Annotated in this window: 15 protein-coding genes; 10 read left to right on the forward strand and 5 right to left on the reverse strand. The window is 70.1% G+C overall.

The window, feature by feature from the left end:
- Positions 1-97 precede the first annotated feature (97 nt).
- Genes BM066_RS09970 through BM066_RS09980 form a run of 3 tightly spaced genes read left to right on the forward strand, consistent with a single transcriptional unit; the run spans position 98 to position 2,322 of the window.
- Positions 98-1,393 carry a hemolysin family protein gene (locus BM066_RS09970; protein WP_018113247.1) on the forward strand — a complete coding sequence of 432 codons (1,296 nt, stop codon included), beginning with the start codon at positions 98-100 and terminating at the stop codon, positions 1,391-1,393.
- A gap of 34 nt (positions 1,394-1,427) precedes the next feature.
- Positions 1,428-1,649: a hypothetical protein gene (locus BM066_RS09975; protein ID WP_018113246.1), complete on the forward strand. Its 222-nt coding sequence runs from the start codon at positions 1,428-1,430 to the stop codon at positions 1,647-1,649.
- Between the two features lie 16 nt (positions 1,650-1,665).
- On the forward strand, positions 1,666-2,322 hold the full coding sequence (locus tag BM066_RS09980) for a GNAT family N-acetyltransferase (protein WP_018113245.1): 657 nt from the start codon (positions 1,666-1,668) through the stop codon (positions 2,320-2,322).
- Positions 2,323-2,353: 31 nt separating this feature from the next.
- Here the strand turns inward: BM066_RS09980 and BM066_RS09985 are convergent, their stop codons facing one another.
- On the reverse strand, positions 2,354-3,478 hold the full coding sequence (locus BM066_RS09985; protein WP_018113244.1) for an aromatic ring-hydroxylating oxygenase subunit alpha: 1,125 nt from the start codon (positions 3,476-3,478) through the stop codon (positions 2,354-2,356).
- A gap of 313 nt (positions 3,479-3,791) precedes the next feature.
- Entirely contained in the window at positions 3,792-5,267 is a 1,476-nt protein-coding gene (locus tag BM066_RS09990; RefSeq protein WP_018113243.1) for a M20 family peptidase, read from the reverse strand.
- Positions 5,268-5,425: 158 nt separating this feature from the next.
- Between BM066_RS09990 and BM066_RS09995 the strand changes: the two genes are divergently transcribed.
- Positions 5,426-6,391: an NAD-dependent epimerase/dehydratase family protein gene (locus tag BM066_RS09995; RefSeq protein ID WP_089926874.1), complete on the forward strand. Its 966-nt coding sequence runs from the start codon at positions 5,426-5,428 to the stop codon at positions 6,389-6,391.
- 163 nt (positions 6,392-6,554) lie between these two features.
- Positions 6,555-9,920 carry a M1 family aminopeptidase gene (locus BM066_RS10000; protein ID WP_089926878.1) on the forward strand — a complete coding sequence of 1,122 codons (3,366 nt, stop codon included), beginning with the start codon at positions 6,555-6,557 and terminating at the stop codon, positions 9,918-9,920.
- Here BM066_RS10000 and ccrA read toward each other — a convergent pair.
- On the reverse strand, positions 9,904-11,190 hold the full coding sequence (gene ccrA, locus BM066_RS10005) for a crotonyl-CoA carboxylase/reductase (RefSeq protein WP_089926882.1): 1,287 nt from the start codon (positions 11,188-11,190) through the stop codon (positions 9,904-9,906). The genes BM066_RS10000 and ccrA overlap by 17 nt on opposite strands.
- Before the next feature lie 423 nt (positions 11,191-11,613).
- Between ccrA and BM066_RS10010 the strand changes: the two genes are divergently transcribed.
- The 4 genes from BM066_RS10010 (at position 11,614) to BM066_RS10025 (ending at position 13,462) form a co-directional block, all read left to right on the forward strand.
- Positions 11,614-12,345, forward strand: coding sequence for an enoyl-CoA hydratase/isomerase family protein (locus tag BM066_RS10010; RefSeq protein ID WP_177218428.1), 732 nt, complete (start codon positions 11,614-11,616; stop codon positions 12,343-12,345).
- A gap of 378 nt (positions 12,346-12,723) precedes the next feature.
- Entirely contained in the window at positions 12,724-12,849 is a 126-nt protein-coding gene (locus BM066_RS10015; protein WP_089926915.1) for a hypothetical protein, read from the forward strand.
- Between the two features lie 5 nt (positions 12,850-12,854).
- A complete protein-coding gene (locus BM066_RS10020; protein ID WP_089926918.1) occupies positions 12,855-13,187 on the forward strand; it encodes a DUF6481 family protein in 333 nt (110 codons plus the stop codon).
- A gap of 26 nt (positions 13,188-13,213) precedes the next feature.
- On the forward strand, positions 13,214-13,462 hold the full coding sequence (locus BM066_RS10025; protein ID WP_089926922.1) for a hypothetical protein: 249 nt from the start codon (positions 13,214-13,216) through the stop codon (positions 13,460-13,462).
- Between the two features lie 237 nt (positions 13,463-13,699).
- Here BM066_RS10025 and BM066_RS10030 read toward each other — a convergent pair whose 3' ends face one another.
- The gene (locus BM066_RS10030; RefSeq protein WP_089926925.1) at positions 13,700-14,791 is read right to left on the reverse strand and encodes a glycosyltransferase family 4 protein; all 1,092 of its coding nucleotides are present in this window, start codon (positions 14,789-14,791) and stop codon (positions 13,700-13,702) included.
- Positions 14,791-15,621 carry a UDP-2,3-diacylglucosamine diphosphatase gene (locus tag BM066_RS10035; protein ID WP_089926929.1) on the reverse strand — a complete coding sequence of 277 codons (831 nt, stop codon included), beginning with the start codon at positions 15,619-15,621 and terminating at the stop codon, positions 14,791-14,793. Before BM066_RS10035 ends, BM066_RS10030 begins: the two co-directional genes overlap by 1 nt.
- Positions 15,622-15,880: 259 nt before the next feature.
- Between BM066_RS10035 and BM066_RS10040 the strand changes: the two genes are divergently transcribed.
- Entirely contained in the window at positions 15,881-16,510 is a 630-nt protein-coding gene (locus BM066_RS10040) for a TetR/AcrR family transcriptional regulator (protein WP_089926932.1), read from the forward strand.
- Positions 16,511-17,088 lie beyond the last annotated feature (578 nt).

Raw genomic sequence — 17,088 nt, forward strand, 5'->3', positions numbered from 1 at the left:
AAAAAGGACGACGCCGCGGTCCCCAGTGGGCCGCGGCGTTTTCTTTTGTATAGTGGGCGAACCGCGCCCGCCTGGGTCGCGCCAACCCTGAAGGGCCATGATCCTCCTCGCGCTCGCCGTCGTCTTGCTCCTCGTTCTGCTGAACGGGGTGTTTTCCATGTCCGAACTGGCGGTGGTCTCGGCCCGCCGCGCCCGGCTCCAGACCTATGCCGACCGGGGCGACAAGGGCGCCAAGCTGGCCCTGGCCATGGCCGAGCACCCCACGCGGTTCCTGTCGGCGGTGCAGGTGGGCATCACCCTGATCGGCATCCTGGCCGGCGCCTACGGCCAGGCGACGATCGCCGGCGCGCTGGACGCCTATCTCAAGCCGTTCCCGGTGATCGGCGCCCATTCCGAGGCGATCGCCACCACCATCGTCGTCATCGGCTTGACCTATGTCTCGGTGATCCTGGGCGAGCTGGTGCCCAAGCGCCTGGCCCTGCTGTTCCCCGACGTGATCGCCCGCCGCATGTCGCCGTTCCTGGCGGTGGTGGCCACGATCCTGCGCCCGTTCGTCACCCTGCTGACCGTCTCGACCGCCGGCATCCTCAAGCTGCTGGGCGTGCGCGACGAGCGGACCAACGACATCACCGCCGAGGAGGTCGAGACCGTCCTGGCCGAGGGCGCCGACGCGGGCCTGATCGAGCCCGAGGAGCGCTCGATGATCCAGGAGGTGCTGCGCCTGGGCGACCGTCCTGTGCGAGTCGCGATGACCCCGCGCCGCGACCTGTTCTGGATCTCGCTGACCGACAGCCAGGACGAGATCCTGAAAGAGATCCGCGACTGCCCCTATTCGCGCATCGTGGTGGCCAGCGAGGGCGACCTGGACGGCGACATCGGCGTGATCCTGAAGAAGGACCTGCTGGACGCCTGCCTGGGCGGCGAGACGATCGACATCCGCAGCCACGTCCAGCAGCCGATCGCCATCCCCGAGACCATGTCGCTGCTGCGGGCCATGGCGGTGTTCAAGCAGACGCCGCTGCACATGGCCCTGGTGGTCGACGAGTTCGGCTCGATCCAGGGGGCGATCACCCCGCTGGACCTGCTGGAAATGATCGCCGGCGACTTCCCCGAGGACCACGACGAGAGCGACAGCCGCATCCTGCGCCGCGAGGACGGCAGCTGGCTGGTCGACGCCCGTCTCGACATCCAGGAGCTGAACGACGCCCTGGGCGAGGCCTTCGAGGCCGAGGGCGGCTACCACACCGTGGCGGGGCTGTTGCTGGATCGGCTGGGGAGGATCCCCCGCGAGGGCGAGATCGTCGAGCTGGGCGGCTTCGACGCGGAGGTCGTCGACATGGATGGCTCGCGGATCGACAAGGTGATCCTGCGGTGCGTGCCGAAGGGGGAGTAGGGGTGAGCCTGTTGGATGAAGGCGCCCCGCGTCGATGAAGAGCCTGACGAGAAAGATCGGCGATTGGGTGGCGTCCATCTTGGTGCTCACCGGCGTCGGCATGTTTCTATGGGCCTTCGGCAATCGACATCAGACCGCGCGGGAGTGGGCGCAGGAAGCTGGAGTCGATCTTTCGACTTGGCTTCAGCTTGCAGCCGTCTTCCTCATTGGCGGGCTATGTCTCCTGGCGATCACCAGACTGTCCGATCGCAAATAGGCGGATCGAGGGGCGCATGAGCGGATCGGCCGATGCGGCGCTGGTCGAGGCCTGGGTGAACGGCTGGGCGCTGTCGCGAAGCGTCGCCGCGCCGATCCCGGTGGCGGGGGGGCACCGGCTGGTGGTGGGAGAGCCCGGACACGCCGAGCGCTTTGTCTTCCCGACCCTGAACGCGGCGGCCCTGTCGACTCTGGCGGCGAGGATCACCGCGCCCGGGATCTTCCTGAAGGCCTTCTGCGCGCCCGAAGCGCTGCTGGCGGCCGTCGATGCGCGCTGGAGCCCGCAGGCGTCCGGCGACCTGATGGCCGTCGATCTCGCCGCCGTTCCGTCGCCGGCCGCGCCGGCCGCCGGCTATGTTCAGCGGTTCCGCGCCGAGGGGGCGGTGCTGGTCGTCGAGATCCATGACGCGAATGGTGAACTGGCCGCCTCGGGCCGCGCCGCCCTGACCGGAAGCTGCGCCGTGTTCGACAAGATCATCACCGACCCGGCGCACCAGCGGCGTGGACTTGGACGGGTCGTGATGGGCGTCCTGGGCGAACAGGCCCGGGCGCTGGGCGCTGACCAGGGCGTGCTGGTCGCCACGCCGGAAGGGCGGGCGCTGTATGAGGTTCTGGGCTGGCGCTTCGAGGGGCGGATGGAGACGGTCGTGATCCCGGACGGGGCGAACGGATAAGACGGCGCCTGCGACGCTCCTCACCACCCCCCTAGGTCCGCCACCTCAGCGTCGTCGCCTCCACCGGGTTGCTGAACGGCCGGCGCTCGCGGCGGCTGGCGTGCCATTCGCGCTTGAGCTGGTGGTACCAGCGGCCCTGCTGGTCGGCGTCGCCCACCCACATCAGGGCCGGGTTGTCCCGCAGGCCCCGGGTCTGGGCCTCGACGATCCTGCCGTCCTGGCGCAGGAAAGCCCGCGCCGCCAGGCGGATCACGGGATAGAGGGCGGTGAAGGCCGGGTGGTCGGACCAGATGATCTGGTTCATCCGGGTCTTGTTCGCGTTGATCGGGGTCATGGCCGACAGGGCCAGCACCTGCTTGTCGCCGACCTTCACATGCTCCCAGCGCAGGCCCGGCAGGCGGAAGGTGATCTCGGTCAGGGGCTCGCCGCCGAGGATGGCGTAGGCCTTGGAGTTCTTGCTTGGCTCGTGCCGCGTCATGGTGAAGCCGGCCTCGGACGGGGCGAAGGCCTTCTTCTTCTCGTGCTGGCTGGCGCTGGTGCGCCACCACCACTGCTGGTGGACGAACGGGCCGTGGGCCGGGTCGATCAGGCCCAGCACCGCGTGGTCGATATGGATGTCGTAGTCCAGGTGGTCGACCAGCTTGGGTTTGCCGCCGACCACGCCGGGGATGGTCGGCGGCGGCTCGGGCGGCGGGCCCTCGAAGCGCGGGTCGGCCGACATCCAGATCCACACCAGGCCCTGGGCCTCGACCAGCGGATAGGTCCGGACCCGGACCTTGGAGATGTCTAGCGGGTTGTCGGCGGTCAGGGACGGGATCCTGGCGCAGGCCCCGTCGGTGCGGAACCGCCAACCGTGATAGGGGCATTCGAGGGTCTCGCCGCCGCCCGTCTCGCCATTGGGGGCCTCGGCGCGGACCTTGCCCGCCGACAGCTTGGCGGCTCGGTGCGGGCAGACGTCGCGCAGGGCATAGACCGCCCCGGCCTTGGTGCGGCCGATCACGACCGGCTCGCCCAGATATTCGCGGCTCTCCATCCTGCCCGGCTTGAGCTCGGGCGACAGGGCCGCCACGTACCAGGCGTCCAGCACGAAGCCTTCGCCGAATTTCACGGCTTTCGAAGCCGGCCGCGCGGCCAGCCCTTGCGCGTCGTCCGCCATGTTCGCCGTTCGCCCCTCAGCACGCCCCCGCGCGCCGTCCCAGAACGGCAGTAGGCCCGATCGCGAGGCCGCGGTCCCGTGAAAAGTTTGTGTCGGCCGAGAACCCCTCCCGCTGCAGGAGGAGCGCATATGGGCGCACTGTCAAAAAGCTGTCATCCCGGACAAGCCCGGCGAAGCCGGGCGCCGATCCGGGACCGCCGCAAGCGCTGAGCGCACGCCCCGGTCCCGGATCTTCGCGCTACGCGCTACGTCCGGGATGACAGTCGTATTTGGGCATATGCGATCGCCCTGTCTCTGGCTGGGAAAGGGTGCGTCACCGGCTCGCCGCCGTCTCCACCAGCCGCTGGTAGAACCGCACCATGCGCTCGACATTGGCCACCGAGACGTGCTCGTCGGTGCCGTGGATCATCTTGGTCGCGTCGACCGACAGCACCAGGGGCTGGAAGCGGTAGATGTCGTCGGCGATCGGACCCATGTAGCGGCTGTCGCTGGCGGCGGTCATCAGGGCCGGCGCGACCGGCGCGCGGCTCTCGTCGCCGGCCAGGGCGGCCAGGGTCCTCCAGCCCTCCGAGGTGGTCGACGAGACCTTGCTGGGCTCGTCCGGGGTCTTCACCCAGGCCAACTTGACCGGCAGCTCGCCGACCGCGTCCCTGGCCCGCGCCATCACCGCGGCCGAGGTGTCGCCGGGCGCGATGCGGTAGTTGATCCAGGCCGTGGCGTCCTGCGGCAGCACGTTCTCCTTGGGCGAGCCCTTCAGCATGGTCGGGGCGATGGTGGTGTGCAGCATGGCCGCCCCGGCCGGGGTCTTGGCGGTCTGGCTGACCAGCAGCGGCGAGAACAGCCAGGTGTTGGCCGCCGCCATCCTGATCGTGGTCGAGCTGTGCGGGGCCAGGCTCTTCAGCATGTCGGCGCCGGGGCCGGAGAACTTCATCGGGAACGGATGGTCGGCGATGGCCAGCACGGCCTTGGCCAGGGTGGTCACCCCGGTCTGGGCCGGCGGGGCCGAGGAATGGCCGCCGACGGCGGGGGCGGTCACCGTCAGGGTGGCGTAGCCCTTCTCGGCCGTGGCGATCAGCGCCACCGGCTTCTTGGTCACCGGATGGTCCTCGACCACCACCATGCCTTCGTCGAGCACGAACTGGGCCTCGACGCCGCGCGCCTTCAGCAGGGCCGCCGCCGCGCGCGCACCGCCGCCGCGCACCTCCTCGTCGTGGCCGCTGACCAGGATCACCGTGCGCTTGGGGACGAAGCCAGCCCTGGCCAGGCCGTCCAGGGCCTCGAACAGGGCGACCAGGCTGCCCTTGTCGTCGATCGAGCCGCGGCCCCAGACCGCGCCGTCGGCGATCACGCCGTCGAACGGCGGGTGGGTCCAGGCGCCCTCGCTGCCGGGGGTGACCGGCACCACGTCCTGGTGGGCCATCAGCACGATCGGGGCCAGGGTCTGATCGGTTCCTCGCCAGGTGTAGACCAGGGCGTGGCCGGCCACGACCTCGCGGGCCATCACCCGGTGGGCGTCGGGATAGGTCGCTTGCAGCCAGGCGTGCAGCCTGTCCCACTCGGCCGGCTGGTCCTCGGCGGGATCCTGGTGGCTGACGGTCCGGAAGCGCACGGCCTCGCCCAGGTGGCGGGCGGCCAGGCCGGCGTCGAACGGCCGGGCGGGGGCCAGGCGGACGCTGGCGACGTCGACCACCGCCGGGGCCTTGAACGTCGCCGTCCGCGCCGCGACCACGGCGCCCACCGCCAGCACCAGGCCCGCGGCGGTCAGCGCCGCCTTGCTCTTCCAGCCCATAGCCATTCCCCCGAACGTTTGTTTGGGCGCGACTGTGCGACGGGTCGCGGGCCGTGCCAACCGGCAAGTTCGGGGGAGCGCCGCGCATCGCCCGTTTGCCTTGCGACCCCGGCTCGCGCATAGGCTGGCCGGACGAGTGCGGAGTTTCGAGAAGCGGCATGAGCGTCCTGGTTCTTGGGGGGACGGGTTTCATCGGCGGCCCCCTGGCCGCGCGGCTGCTGGCCGGCGGCGTCGAGACGGCGGTCGCCCATCACGGGACGCGCCCGGTCGCGGCCGGGGCGAGGTCGGTGGTGCTGGACCGCCGCGACCCGGCGGCGGTGCTGGCCGCCGTGCGCGCGCTGGGCGCCGACACGGTGGTCGATCTGATCGCCTACACCCAGGCCGACACCCTGCCGCTGCTCGACGCCCTGTCCGGCCGGATCGCCCGCTACGTGCTGGTCAGCTCGGTCGACGTCTACCGCAACTACGAGGGCCTGCACCGCAAGGGCCGGCCGACGCCGATCTGGGACCGGCTGACCGAGGACGCGGAACTGCGCGCCAGCCGCTTCCCCTACCGCCTGGCCCGGCCCCGCCCAGCCGGCGACCCGCAGGCCTGGATGGACGACTACGACAAGATCCCTCTTGAAGAGGCGGCGCGGGCCGCCCGTGGGTTCGAGGCGACCATCCTGCGCCTGCCGATGGTCTTCGGGCCCGGCGACCGCCAGCGGCGGTTCTCGTGGGCGATCCGGCCGATGGCCCAGGGCCGGCCGCGCCTGGTGATCCCCCATCCATGGGCCAGCTGGCGGGCGACCTTCGGCTATGTCGAGGACGTGGCGGCGGGGATCGCCCTGGCCGCCGTCCACCCCCGGGCCGGCGGCGAGACTTTCAACCTGGGCCGCGCCAACACCCCGACCAACCTGGCCTGGGCGGCGACCTTCGCCGAGCACCTGAACTGGCCCGGCGACGTCCAGCTGGCCCACCCCGACGTGGCGCGCGGCGCTCTGGCCAAGGCGGTCTCGGGCCTGGACCTCGGCTACCCGCTGTTCGTCGACAACGCCCGGATCCGCCGGCGCCTGGGCTATGCCGAGGTCACCGACTTCGAGGAAGCCCTGGCCCGGACGGTGGCGGACGAGATGGGGCGGTGACGCCCTGTGCGGCGCCAGCCTGATCGGTCCGATGGTCAGGGTCAATTCAGTTGCGGCGAGGGTCTCCCGCCCTTAGGTTGAGCGTGTGGGGCGCGTCGATCCGTCTGGTTTGCGAGAGGCCGCGAGGTCCGGGGCGCGCGCGGCGCGGACCAGCGCATGGCGCGTGATCCACGTCGCCCTGTTCGAGATCGGCCGGCAGACCCGCCAGCCCCTGTTCTGGGCGGCCGGAGCGCTGTTCTTCGCCTTCGCCCTGATGCTGATGTCGATGCACGGGCTCCTGGGCTCGGCCGTCACCTCGCGCAACGCCCCGTCGGAGCTGTCCAAGGCCGTCGTCATCCTCAGCATCTTCTACCTGGCGGTGATCGTGGCCATGGCGGGCGACGCCGCCTTGCGCGACGCCCGCAGCGGCTTCGAGCCCATCCTGCGCGCCACGCCGGTGCGGCGGTTCGAACACCTGCTGGGCCGCTGGATCGGCGCGCAGGTCGCGGCCAACCTGGCCTTCCTGATCGGTCTGTCCGGCCTGGCGGCCGGCGTGTTCGCGCCCTGGGTCGACAAGGCCGCCGTCGGTCCGTTCAATGGGGTCCAGACCCTGGTGGTGGTCGTCGTCGTGGCGATTCCGACCGTGACGGCCCTGACCTCGCTGTGCTTCGCCCTGGCGGCCGGCTTGCGTTCGGTCGCGGCGGTCTATGTGACGGTGATCGTGCTGTGGGTGCTCGCCCTGCAGGCCGTCAGCCTGTCGCAGCAACTGCACGGATGGCCGTTCACCGCCGTCGCCCTGTTCGAGCCGTTCGGCCTGATCGCCCTGCGCGCCGATCTCGGCGACCTGGATCCCGTCGTGCAGGCCATGGCGGCCGTGAGATCGGGCGGCTACCTGATCGGCAACCGTCTGGCCTGGGCCGCACTGTCGGCCGGGCTGGTCGGCTTGGCCCTGTTGTTCGAGCGCGTCGACGACATCGCCCGGCTGCGGCGCTCGCCCGCCGCGACCTCGCCAATGACCGCGCCGCTGGCTTGGCCGCGGGTCGCGCCTCGGTTCGACGCGGGAGCGCGGCTGATCCAGCTCCGCGCCCGTCTCGCCTGGGAGCTGCGGATGCTGCTGCGCAGTCCATCCCTGCTGATCCTGTTGGCGCTGTCGGCCGCGCTGTCGGTCTGGAGCCTGTGGAGCGCGGGTGAGATCAACGAGGTCCCGGCCTTGCCGGCCACCCGCATCCTGGCGGCCGATCTGAGCAAGTGGTTCACCATGATGGGGCTGATCACCTGCACCTTCTATGCCGGCGAGCTCGTCTGGCGCGACCGGGACCTTCAGGCCGGCGAGATGATCGACGTGTCGCCGGTTCCCGACGCCTGGCTGATGGCGGCCAAGCTGCTGGCCATGGGCGTGGTGGTGCTGCTGCTCGGCGCGACGGGCGTGCTGTCGGCGATCGCCGTGCAGGTGGCCAAGGGCTATTTTGACGGCCATCCCGGTCTCTATTTGTCGATGATGGTGCTGCCGATCGGCGGAGCCTTGATGGTGCTGGTCGCCGGTTCGGTGGCGGCGGCGGCGCTCTCGCCCAATCGCTATGTCGCCTGGGGCGTGGCGGGCGTGGTGATCGGCGCCGCGTTCGTCACATCCAGCTACGGCGTCGATCATCCGTTGCTGGTGCTCCTGGCGGGGCCTTCGAACAGCCTGTCCGAGATGAACACGGCCGGCGACGGGACCCACGCCGGCGACTGGATCAATCTCTACTGGTCGCTGTGGATGGGCCTGGCGCTGCTGGCCGCCTGGCTGATCTGGCCGCGCGGCCGGCCAGCGCCGTGGCGGGCGCGCCGCGACCAGGCCCTGCGCCGTCTGCGCGGCCCGGGCGGCTGGATCGCGGGCGGCCTGGCGGCGGCCCTGCTGGCGGTCGGCGGGTTTGTCTTCCTGAACGTCAATGTCTGGAATCACTACACCACCAAGCAACAGGCCGAGGCCGACAGGGCCGATTGGGAACGCGCGGCGCGGCCCTATATCGGCCTGCCCGAGCCCGTGATCGTCGCGGTGAACCTGCGCGTGGACATTCGGCCGCGTCGCCCCAGCCTGATCGCCACCGGGACCTATCTGATCGAGAACCGTACGGGCCAGGCGCTGAAGACGATCCATGTCGACATGCCGGGAGGGCTGGATCGGTGGACCCTCGATGTCGACGGCGCGACCCAGGTGTCCAACCCCTACGACCTGGCGGTGCTGCGCCTGGACCGGCCCATGGCGCCGGGCGAGCGGCGGCGTCTGCGGTTCCGGTCGGAGATCACGCCGCGCGGCTTCGGCGACGACGGCGGCCAGACCGCCATCGTCGAGAACGGGACCTTTCTGCAGAGCTGGCTCTTCGCCCCCAGCCTGGGCGTGCGGACCCAGGGATTCCTGACCGACGCGGACGCCCGTCGCCGTCAACGCCTTCCGGCCGAACGCGCCGAGTTCGAGCCTTCCGACCCGCGCGCCCCCCGCCGCAACGACGTCCACGCCGACTGGGCGACGGCGGACATCACCGTCGTCACCGACGCCGACCAGACGCCGATCGCGCCGGGGCGCCTGGTGTCCACCAGCGTGGCGGGCGGGCGGCGCACGGCCCGGTTCGTCTCGGACCGGCCGATCCTGACGGCCTTCTCGATCCAGTCGGCGCGCTACGCCGTGCGCCGCGTCCAGCACGGCGGGGTGGCCGTCGCGGTCTATTATCACCCGGGCCACCAGACCAATGTCGAGCGGATGATCAAGGCGGTCGAGGGCGGCCTGGACGTCTACCAGGCGCAGTTCGGACCCTATCAGTTCGACTATCTGCGGATCGTCGAGTTCCCGGCCTATGGCGACTACGCCCAGGCCTTCGCGGGCACGATCCCATTTTCCGAGAACATCGGCTTCGTCGCCGACATGCGCGATCCCAGCCACTTCGACTATGTGACCAACGTCACCCTGCACGAGCTGGCCCACCAGTGGTGGGCGCACCAGGTGATCGGGGCCGACGCCAAGGGCGCGCGGCTGCTGTCGGAGGGCCTGGCCGAGTACAGCGCCTTCATGGCCCAAAGTCGGCTGCAGGGGGAGCTTATGGCCAACAAGGGCCTGTGGAACGAGTACAGGCTCTATCAGCAGGGCGTCGCCCAGCGCACCGGCCCCGAGCAGTCGCTGGCGCGGGTCACGGACCAGAATTTCGTCGCCTACTACCGTTCGGCCCTGGTGCTGGAGAGCGTGCGCGACATGATGGGCGAGGCGGCCTTGCACGAGGCCCTGCGCGAGTTTCTCGCCGCCCACCGCTTCAAGGGCGCGCCCTATGCGACCAGCGAAGACCTGATGGCCACGCTCCGCCGCCATTGCTCGGCCAAGACGTGGAGGCAGGTCGAGCCCCTGTTCCGGGCCAACGGCTCCATCCCGCTCACCTTCTATGGCGGGCTGGGCGAGGCCGTGGCGGCGATCAAGAGCCAGGCGCCCACGGCCAAGGTGACCGCCGGCAAGCCTGCCGACGCCAAGCCGCGTGGACCAGGAACAGGGCCGCGGACCACGGCCGCCCCTACCGCCCCTCGCTGAGCTCCACCACCTGGTCGAACGTCCGCAGGCCCGGCCGCTGGGCGCTGACTAGCACCGCCATGTTCCCCGGCAGGTGCTGGTTGGCCAGCATCTTCTCGTGGGCGGCGGGGATGTCGGTCCAGGGGAAGACCTCCGACAGACAGGGGTCCACCCGGCGGTCGATGACCAGCTGGTTGGCGGCGCTGGCCTGCATCAGGTTGGCGAAGTGGCTGCCCTGGACGCGCTTCTGACGCATCCACAGGAAGCGGGCGTCCATCGTCAGGTTGAAGCCGCTGGTGCCGGCGCAGATGGCGACCATGCCGCCGCGCTTGACCACGAACACGCTGACCGGGAAGGTCGACTCGCCCGGATGCTCGAACACCAGGTCGACGTCGCGGTTGCCGGTGACCTGCCAGATGGCTTTGCCGAACTTGCGGCTTTCCTTCATGTAGTCGGCGAACTCGGGGCCGTTGACCTTGGGCAGCTGGCCCCAGCAGTTGAATTCCTTGCGGTTCAGCACCGCCTTGGCGCCCATGCTCCGCACGAAGTCGATCTTGTCGTCGTCGCTGACCACGCCGATGGCGTTGGCCCCGACCACGGCGGCCAGCTGCACGGCGAAGACGCCGAGGCCCCCCGAGGCGCCCCAGACCAGCACGTTCTGGCCGGGCTTCAGCTCGTGCGGCTTGTGGCCGAACAGCATGCGGTAGGCGGTGGCCAGGGTCAGGGTGTAGCAGGCGGCCTCTTCCCAGGTCAGGTGGCGGGGGCGCGACATCAGCTGGCGCGACTGCACCCGGCAGAACTGGGCGAAGCTGCCGTCCGGGGTTTCGTAGCCCCAGATCCGCTGGCTGGCCGAGAACATCGGGTCGCCGCCGTTGCACTCCTCGTCGTCGCCGTCATCCTGGTTGCAGTGGATGACCACCTCGTCGCCCAGCTTCCAGCGCTTGACCTTGGCGCCCACCTTCCAGACGATCCCGGACGCGTCGGACCCGGCCACGTGGTAGGGCTGCTTGTGGACGTCCAGCACGCTGACCGGCTCGCCCAAGGCGGCCCAGACGCCGTTGTAGTTGACGCCGGCGGCCATCACCAGGACCAGAACCTCGTCCTCGCCGATCTCCCAGGTGGGCACCACCTCGACCTGCATGGCGTCGGACGGCTTGCCGTGGCGGTCCTGGCGGATGGCCCAGGCGTACATGGTCTTGGGCACGTGGAAGGCCGGCGGGATCTCGCCGATCTCGTAAAGGTCCTTCAGCTCGGGCCTGTCCCCGGCCGTGTCCGGCGTGTCGGTGCTCATCTCGCTCCCCGGTCTCTTCGGCGCTGCAACACAAACGCCCGAACGGCTTCCTGCGCTCCGTGGCTCGTTCCGCCGGGGGGTGAAAACCCGGCGTCGATCCATCGTTCTGCGCTCCGGGGCGGTGGTCTTTCGTCCCGCAGCCGGCCTAGGCTGTGACAAGCGTTTGACTCTGGCAAGGGGGAATCTGCTGCGGCGCAGCATGGTTGCACGTGAAACGACCGTTCTTTTCATTCCGCTCATTCCGGCGAATGCCGGGACCCAGATGGAAAGCCGGTATGGTGGTCGCCAAGCGCTCGGCGCGCTTCCCCAATCAGCCTCCCAGCTTTGGGATCCGGGTCCCGGCATTCACCGGGATGAGCGGAGGAAGGAATGGCTCAGCTTTCCAAATCCTCCCCCATCGGCCACGTTCGCCCGATGAGCGCGATGATCCACGTCAGCCGCCCCACCGGCTCGATCCTGCTGCTGGAGCTGGACGCCCCGCCGGCCAACGCCCTGGGGCTGACCGTGCGGGCCCAGCTGGTGAAGATCCTCGACGAGATCGCTACCGACGACGACGTCCGCGCGGTGGTGCTGACCGGCCGGGGCGGGGTGTTCTGCGCCGGCGATGACCTGCGCGAGGCCCATGGCCGCACCGCGCCGGACGCCCTGGCGGCGGTCGAGAACTTCAACCGGCTGATGGACTGGATCGAGGCCCTGCGCGTGCCGCTGATCGCCGCGATCGACGGCTGGTGCTTCGGCGGCGGGCTGGAGCTGGCCCTGGCCTGCGACATCCGCCTGGCCAGCGACCGCGCGGCGTTCGCCGCCTCGGGGGTCAATATCGGGCTGCTGGCCTCGGTCGTCCGCCTGCCCCGGCTGATCGGCGCGGCGCGGGCCAAGGCCCACCTGCTGACCGGCGCCCAGTTCGGGCCGGAGCGGGCCCTGGCCGACGGGATCGTCACCGCCGTCCACCCGCCCGAGCGCCTGCTGCCGGAGGCCTTCCACCTGGCCGAATGGATCGCCTCGCGCGCGCCCCTGGCGGTGGAGGCCGCCAAGCGGGTGGTCGACGGCCGGTCCTATGTCGAGGAGGAGCTGCCGGCCCTGGTGGCCAGCGCCGACCATCGCGAGGCCGTGGCGGCGTTCATGGCCAAGCGCTCGGCGCTGTTCCGGCGGGGATGACAGGCGTTGGGGGGCGACGTATTTCCACCGGCCGCCCCCGCGAACGTGCTAAGGTGCTCCCAAGGCGCTAGGACGCGCCGCCGGCGAGTTCCGGTCCGCTTGGCGGACCGTCTCGACGCACCCCGGGAAGGGGTCGCATGACCGTCAATCGCCACGACCAGCGCCCTTCGCGGCCCTGACACCGCCCTCCGCCGCGCGTGTCGCGTCGAGCCGTCCGGCTCGGGCGCCCGATCGCGCGCGTCCCCTCCCTCGAAAAGGAACGCCCCTTGTCCAAAGGCAATCGCGAAGTCCGCAAGCCCAAGACCGTCAAGCCCAAGGTGATCGCCGCCGCGCCGCCGACCCTGCTGGCCCCGCTGGCCGCCAAGAGGAAGTAGCCCCATGAAGACCTATCCCGGAACCCGGCCCGGCGGCCCCAAGGGCCTGAACGATCCGCGCTCGACCGGAAGCCAGCCCTCGCGGCCCCGGCCGATCGATCCCGACGCCCTGCGCGGCACCAAGACCTGACCGCCATGAACGAGACCAAGGGCGCCAGGCTGGCCGACCGCCTGAAGACGGCCGCCGAGGCCAAGCAGGCGCTGCTCGCCAAGTTCAAGCCTCGGCCGGCGGCGGCCGACCCGCTGTTCGCCGAGCGCGGCGTCGAGGCCGCCGCCGAACTGAAGGCCGTGCGCGCCGAGCGCCAGGCGGTGCGGGCGGTCCGGAAGGCGGCGGTCGACGCCGCCGCCGCCGGCGCCCTGGCCCTGGCCGAGCTGAAGGCCGCGCGCAAGCGGGCCAAGGCCCCGACCGCGGCCGAGGCCAAGGACAAGCGCGACGCCAAGTACGCGGCCCGCAAGTCGCGCCTCTGATGGCTCAAACCTGATGGCCCAATCCGATGGCTAAGCGCGCGCCGGTTCCGGTCTCGCCGTTCGGGTCGCAGGACTACGAGCTGTCGTGCGACAACCTGATCACCCTGCGCGAGGCCCATATCCGCTCGCGCCACGCCCGGCCGATGCGGGTGGGCGACCTGTGCACGCTCAGCCAGGACGGCGAGGTCTACGAACTGGTGGTCACCGACTTCACCGACCGCGGCGGCGAGGGCTGGAGCGTGCGTTGCCGGATCATCGACATGCATCGTCCGTGAGGGATTAGCAGAGGTGTTTTCCCTCTCCTTGCATGGGGAACTATCGCGTATGCCCAAATACGACTGTCATCCCGGACGAGCGCGCAGCGCGAAGATCCGGGATCGGGGCGTGAACTCAGAGCTTGCGGCGGTCCCGGATCTGCGCCCGGCTACGCCGGGCTTGTCCGGGATGACAGCTTCTTTGGCTGTGAACCCATAGCGATCACCCCGCCATAAACGGGAGGGAAGAGTGAAGTCCTAAGCCGCCGGCTTCCTGCGCAGCCGCGCCAGCCGCCGCAGCCGCCGCCAGAAGCGGGTCTTTTCCGGTTCGGGATAGGGCTGCAGGTTCTTGTAGAACTCCTCGGCGCAGGCGCGCCACGAGAAGCCCTCGGCGAACTTGCGGACCGCGCCGTGGTCGATGTCCAGGCAGGCCAGGCAGGCCTCGCGCAGGCCGTCGGTCTGGCCCGGGGCCAGGACGCCGGCCCCGGAGCCCGGGATGATGTCGATCGGCCCCGGGGCCGAGAACGCCGCCACCGGCACGCCGGCGGCCATGGCCTCCAGGATCACCAGGCCGAAGGTGTCGGTCAGGGACGGGAAGCAGAACACGTCGGCGCAGGCGAAGTAGCGGGCCAGCTCCTCGCCGAACTTGGCACCGGCGAACACCACGTCGGGATATTTCTCGGCCAGCTCCTCGCGCTGGGGGCCGTCGCCGACGATCACCTTGGTGCCGGGCAGGTCCAGGCTGGCGAAGGCCTCGATGTTCTTCTCGACGGCCACGCGGCCGACATTGAGGAAGATCGGCCGGGCCAGGCCCTCGAACACGTCCGGCTCGCCGTCCTGGCGGGGCCGGAACACGTCGGTGTCGACGCCGCGCGTCCAGGGCGAGATGTTGCGGAAGCCGTGGCGGATCAGCTCGTCGCGCATGGTCGGGGTGGCGACCATCAGCCGGCCCGACGGCTTGTGGAACCAGCGCATGTAGGTGTAGCCGGCCGACAGCGGCAGCGGCAGGCGGGCCGAGACGTATTCCGGAAAGCGCGTGTGGTAGCTGGTGGTGAACGGCAGCTTCCATTCCAGGCAGATGCGGCGGGCGGCCAGGCCGATCGGGCCCTCGGTGGCGATGTGGATCGCCTCGGGCTCGAACGACTTGAAGCGCTCCATCACCGGCTCGTAGGCGCCGATGGCCAGCTTGATCTCCGGATAGGTCGGCAGCGGGAAGGTGGGGAACTGGTCGGGGCTGACGACGTCGACCTCGTGGTCCATGGCCTTCAGCTCGGCCATCACCTTGGTGAGGGTCCGAACCACGCCATTGACCTGCGGTTCCCATGCATCTGTGGCGAGTAGTATCCGCATCAGGCGGCGGCAGGCTCCGCAATGGGGGGCTCGACGATGAGCGCCCGCGCCCGGTCGATCACCGACCAGGACCTAAGCTTGGACCATTCCAGGATTTCGAGCCGTCCGTCCATATGTTCCACCAGCGCGGTGCAGCTTTCCACCCAATCGCCGTCGTTCACATAGAGCACGCCGTCGATCTCGCGCATCTCGGCCTTGTGGATATGGCCGCAGATCACGCCGTCGACGCCGCGCCGGCGGGCCTCGTCGGCGACCGCGGCCTCGAAATTCTCGATGAACTGCAGCGCGTTCTTCACCTTGACCTTCAGATAGGCCGAAAGACTCCAGTAGCCGAACCCCAGCTTGCGGCGCGCGCGGTTGAGCAAGGTGTTCAGCATCAGGATGGTCCTATAGGACCAATCGCCCAGGAAGGCGAGCCACTTGGCGTGCTGCACCACCCCGTCGAACTCGTCGCCGTGCACCACCAAGTAGCGCTTGCCGTCGGCCGCCTCGTGGATCATGTCGCGGGCCACCACCACCCCGCCGAAGTGCACGCCGCAGAAGTCGCGGACCCGGTCGTCGTGGTTGCCGGGCACGTAGATCACCTCGACGCCCTTGCGCGCCAGGCGCAGAATCTTCTGCACCACGTCGTTGTGGCTCTGGGGCCAGTACCAGCCGCTGCGCAGCTTCCAGCCGTCGATGATGTCGCCCACCAGGTACAGCTTGTCGCACTCGATGTGGCGGATGAAGTCCAGCAGCAGTTCGGCCTGGCAGCCGCGCGTGCCCAGGTGGACGTCGCTGATGAAGATCGAGCGATAGCGGCGGATCTCGGTGTCGGTTTCGGTGACCATGCTAGCCCCTCCGGCGGTTCTGGTCGGCGTCGAGGCCGATCCCCCCGGACCGGCCCCGGCCCCGGTCCTGTCGGGGCGCATGGTCCGGCGATTAAGCTGATTGCATGTCGCTTTCGTGAAATGGCGCTCCACGTCCGGCGCGGCGCTGCGCCGCACCAACGCCCGATTTTTGACCATCCGGTAAATCTTGTCGGGCAAGGCCAAGCTCTGCCGGCGCTCGACTGTTGCAGCGCAACATGGCTTTGACTAGATCAGGGTCATGGACGCCGCCCGCCTCGCCAAGGATACGCCCAAGTCGCTGAAGACCCGGGCGCGGATTCTCGACTGCGCGATGCGGCTGATCGCCGAGACCGGCTATCACGCCGCGACCAATCCGGTGATCGCCGACGCCGCGGGCCTGACGCGCGGGGCGATGCTGTACCACTTCCCCAGCCGCGAGGCCCTGGTCGAGGCGGCCGTGGCCCACGTCCAGGCCGAGCGCTCGGCCCTGTTCCGCGCCGCCGCCGACGGCCTGCCCACGGGCGCGGACGTCACCGAGCACGCGATCGACAGCTACTGGGACCTGCTGCACACCGTGCCGTTCCTGGCCTTCGCCGAGCTGGAGGCGGCCGGCCGCACCGACCCGGCCGTCCAGGCCCTGCTGGCCCCGGCCCAGGCCGAGTTCGACCGCGCCCAGGCCGGCGACCACTTCCTGAAGATCCTCCACGCCGGGGCGGGGCCGCGCTTCCAGGCCTCGCGCGACCTGGCGCGGTTCATGCTGGAAGGCCTGGCCCGGGCCTCGCTGACCTATGACAGCGACGGGCGGCGCGAGCGGCTGCTGACGCTGATCAAGCGGGCGACGCACATGCTGAACCGCAAGGGGGTCGTGCAGGATCTTTGGCCGGATTAGACGGGGGCGGCTTTCGATCCATCACGCTCGTCATCCTCGGACTCGTTCCGAGGACCCCTGTCTTCGCCGCGAAGGCCGTTGGGTGGCGGGCTGGCCCGCCATTGATCCGACAGCTCGGCTGAACGCGGGGTCCTCGGAACGAGTCCGAGGATGACGGCGGTTTTGGGGGATCGAACGCGCTGTATCCCCGCCAGCGCCGCCAAGAACCCCAGCCCTTCCAACGCCCTGCAGAAAAGTCAGCGTCACAAGTCCTCGGACTTCAAACCCGGCGCACAATCATAGCCGTCCCCATCGCGGGGGAGGGCTCTTGGTACCGGCCCAAGCAGGCGATGGGGATCGAACCGAGCGGGGCCTGGCTGGCCTGGCGGGCGGATCGTCGCGGGAAGCGGGTCTCAGAAGGATCCAAGGCCCGGGACGGACGGACGCGAGACAGCCGGGGTCGACGGGGCCGGAACGTTCAAACCGGCCTGTTCCAGGATCAGTCGGAGTCGCCGACGGCCCCTTCCGGGCGACTTTGATCCTGCCCGCCCGAGGGGGAACGTCGACCGGGATGAAACAGGCCCTCAGTCGACGTCCCT

Source organism: Caulobacter sp. UNC279MFTsu5.1 (assembly GCF_900114015.1).
Taxonomy (GTDB): domain Bacteria; phylum Pseudomonadota; class Alphaproteobacteria; order Caulobacterales; family Caulobacteraceae; genus Caulobacter.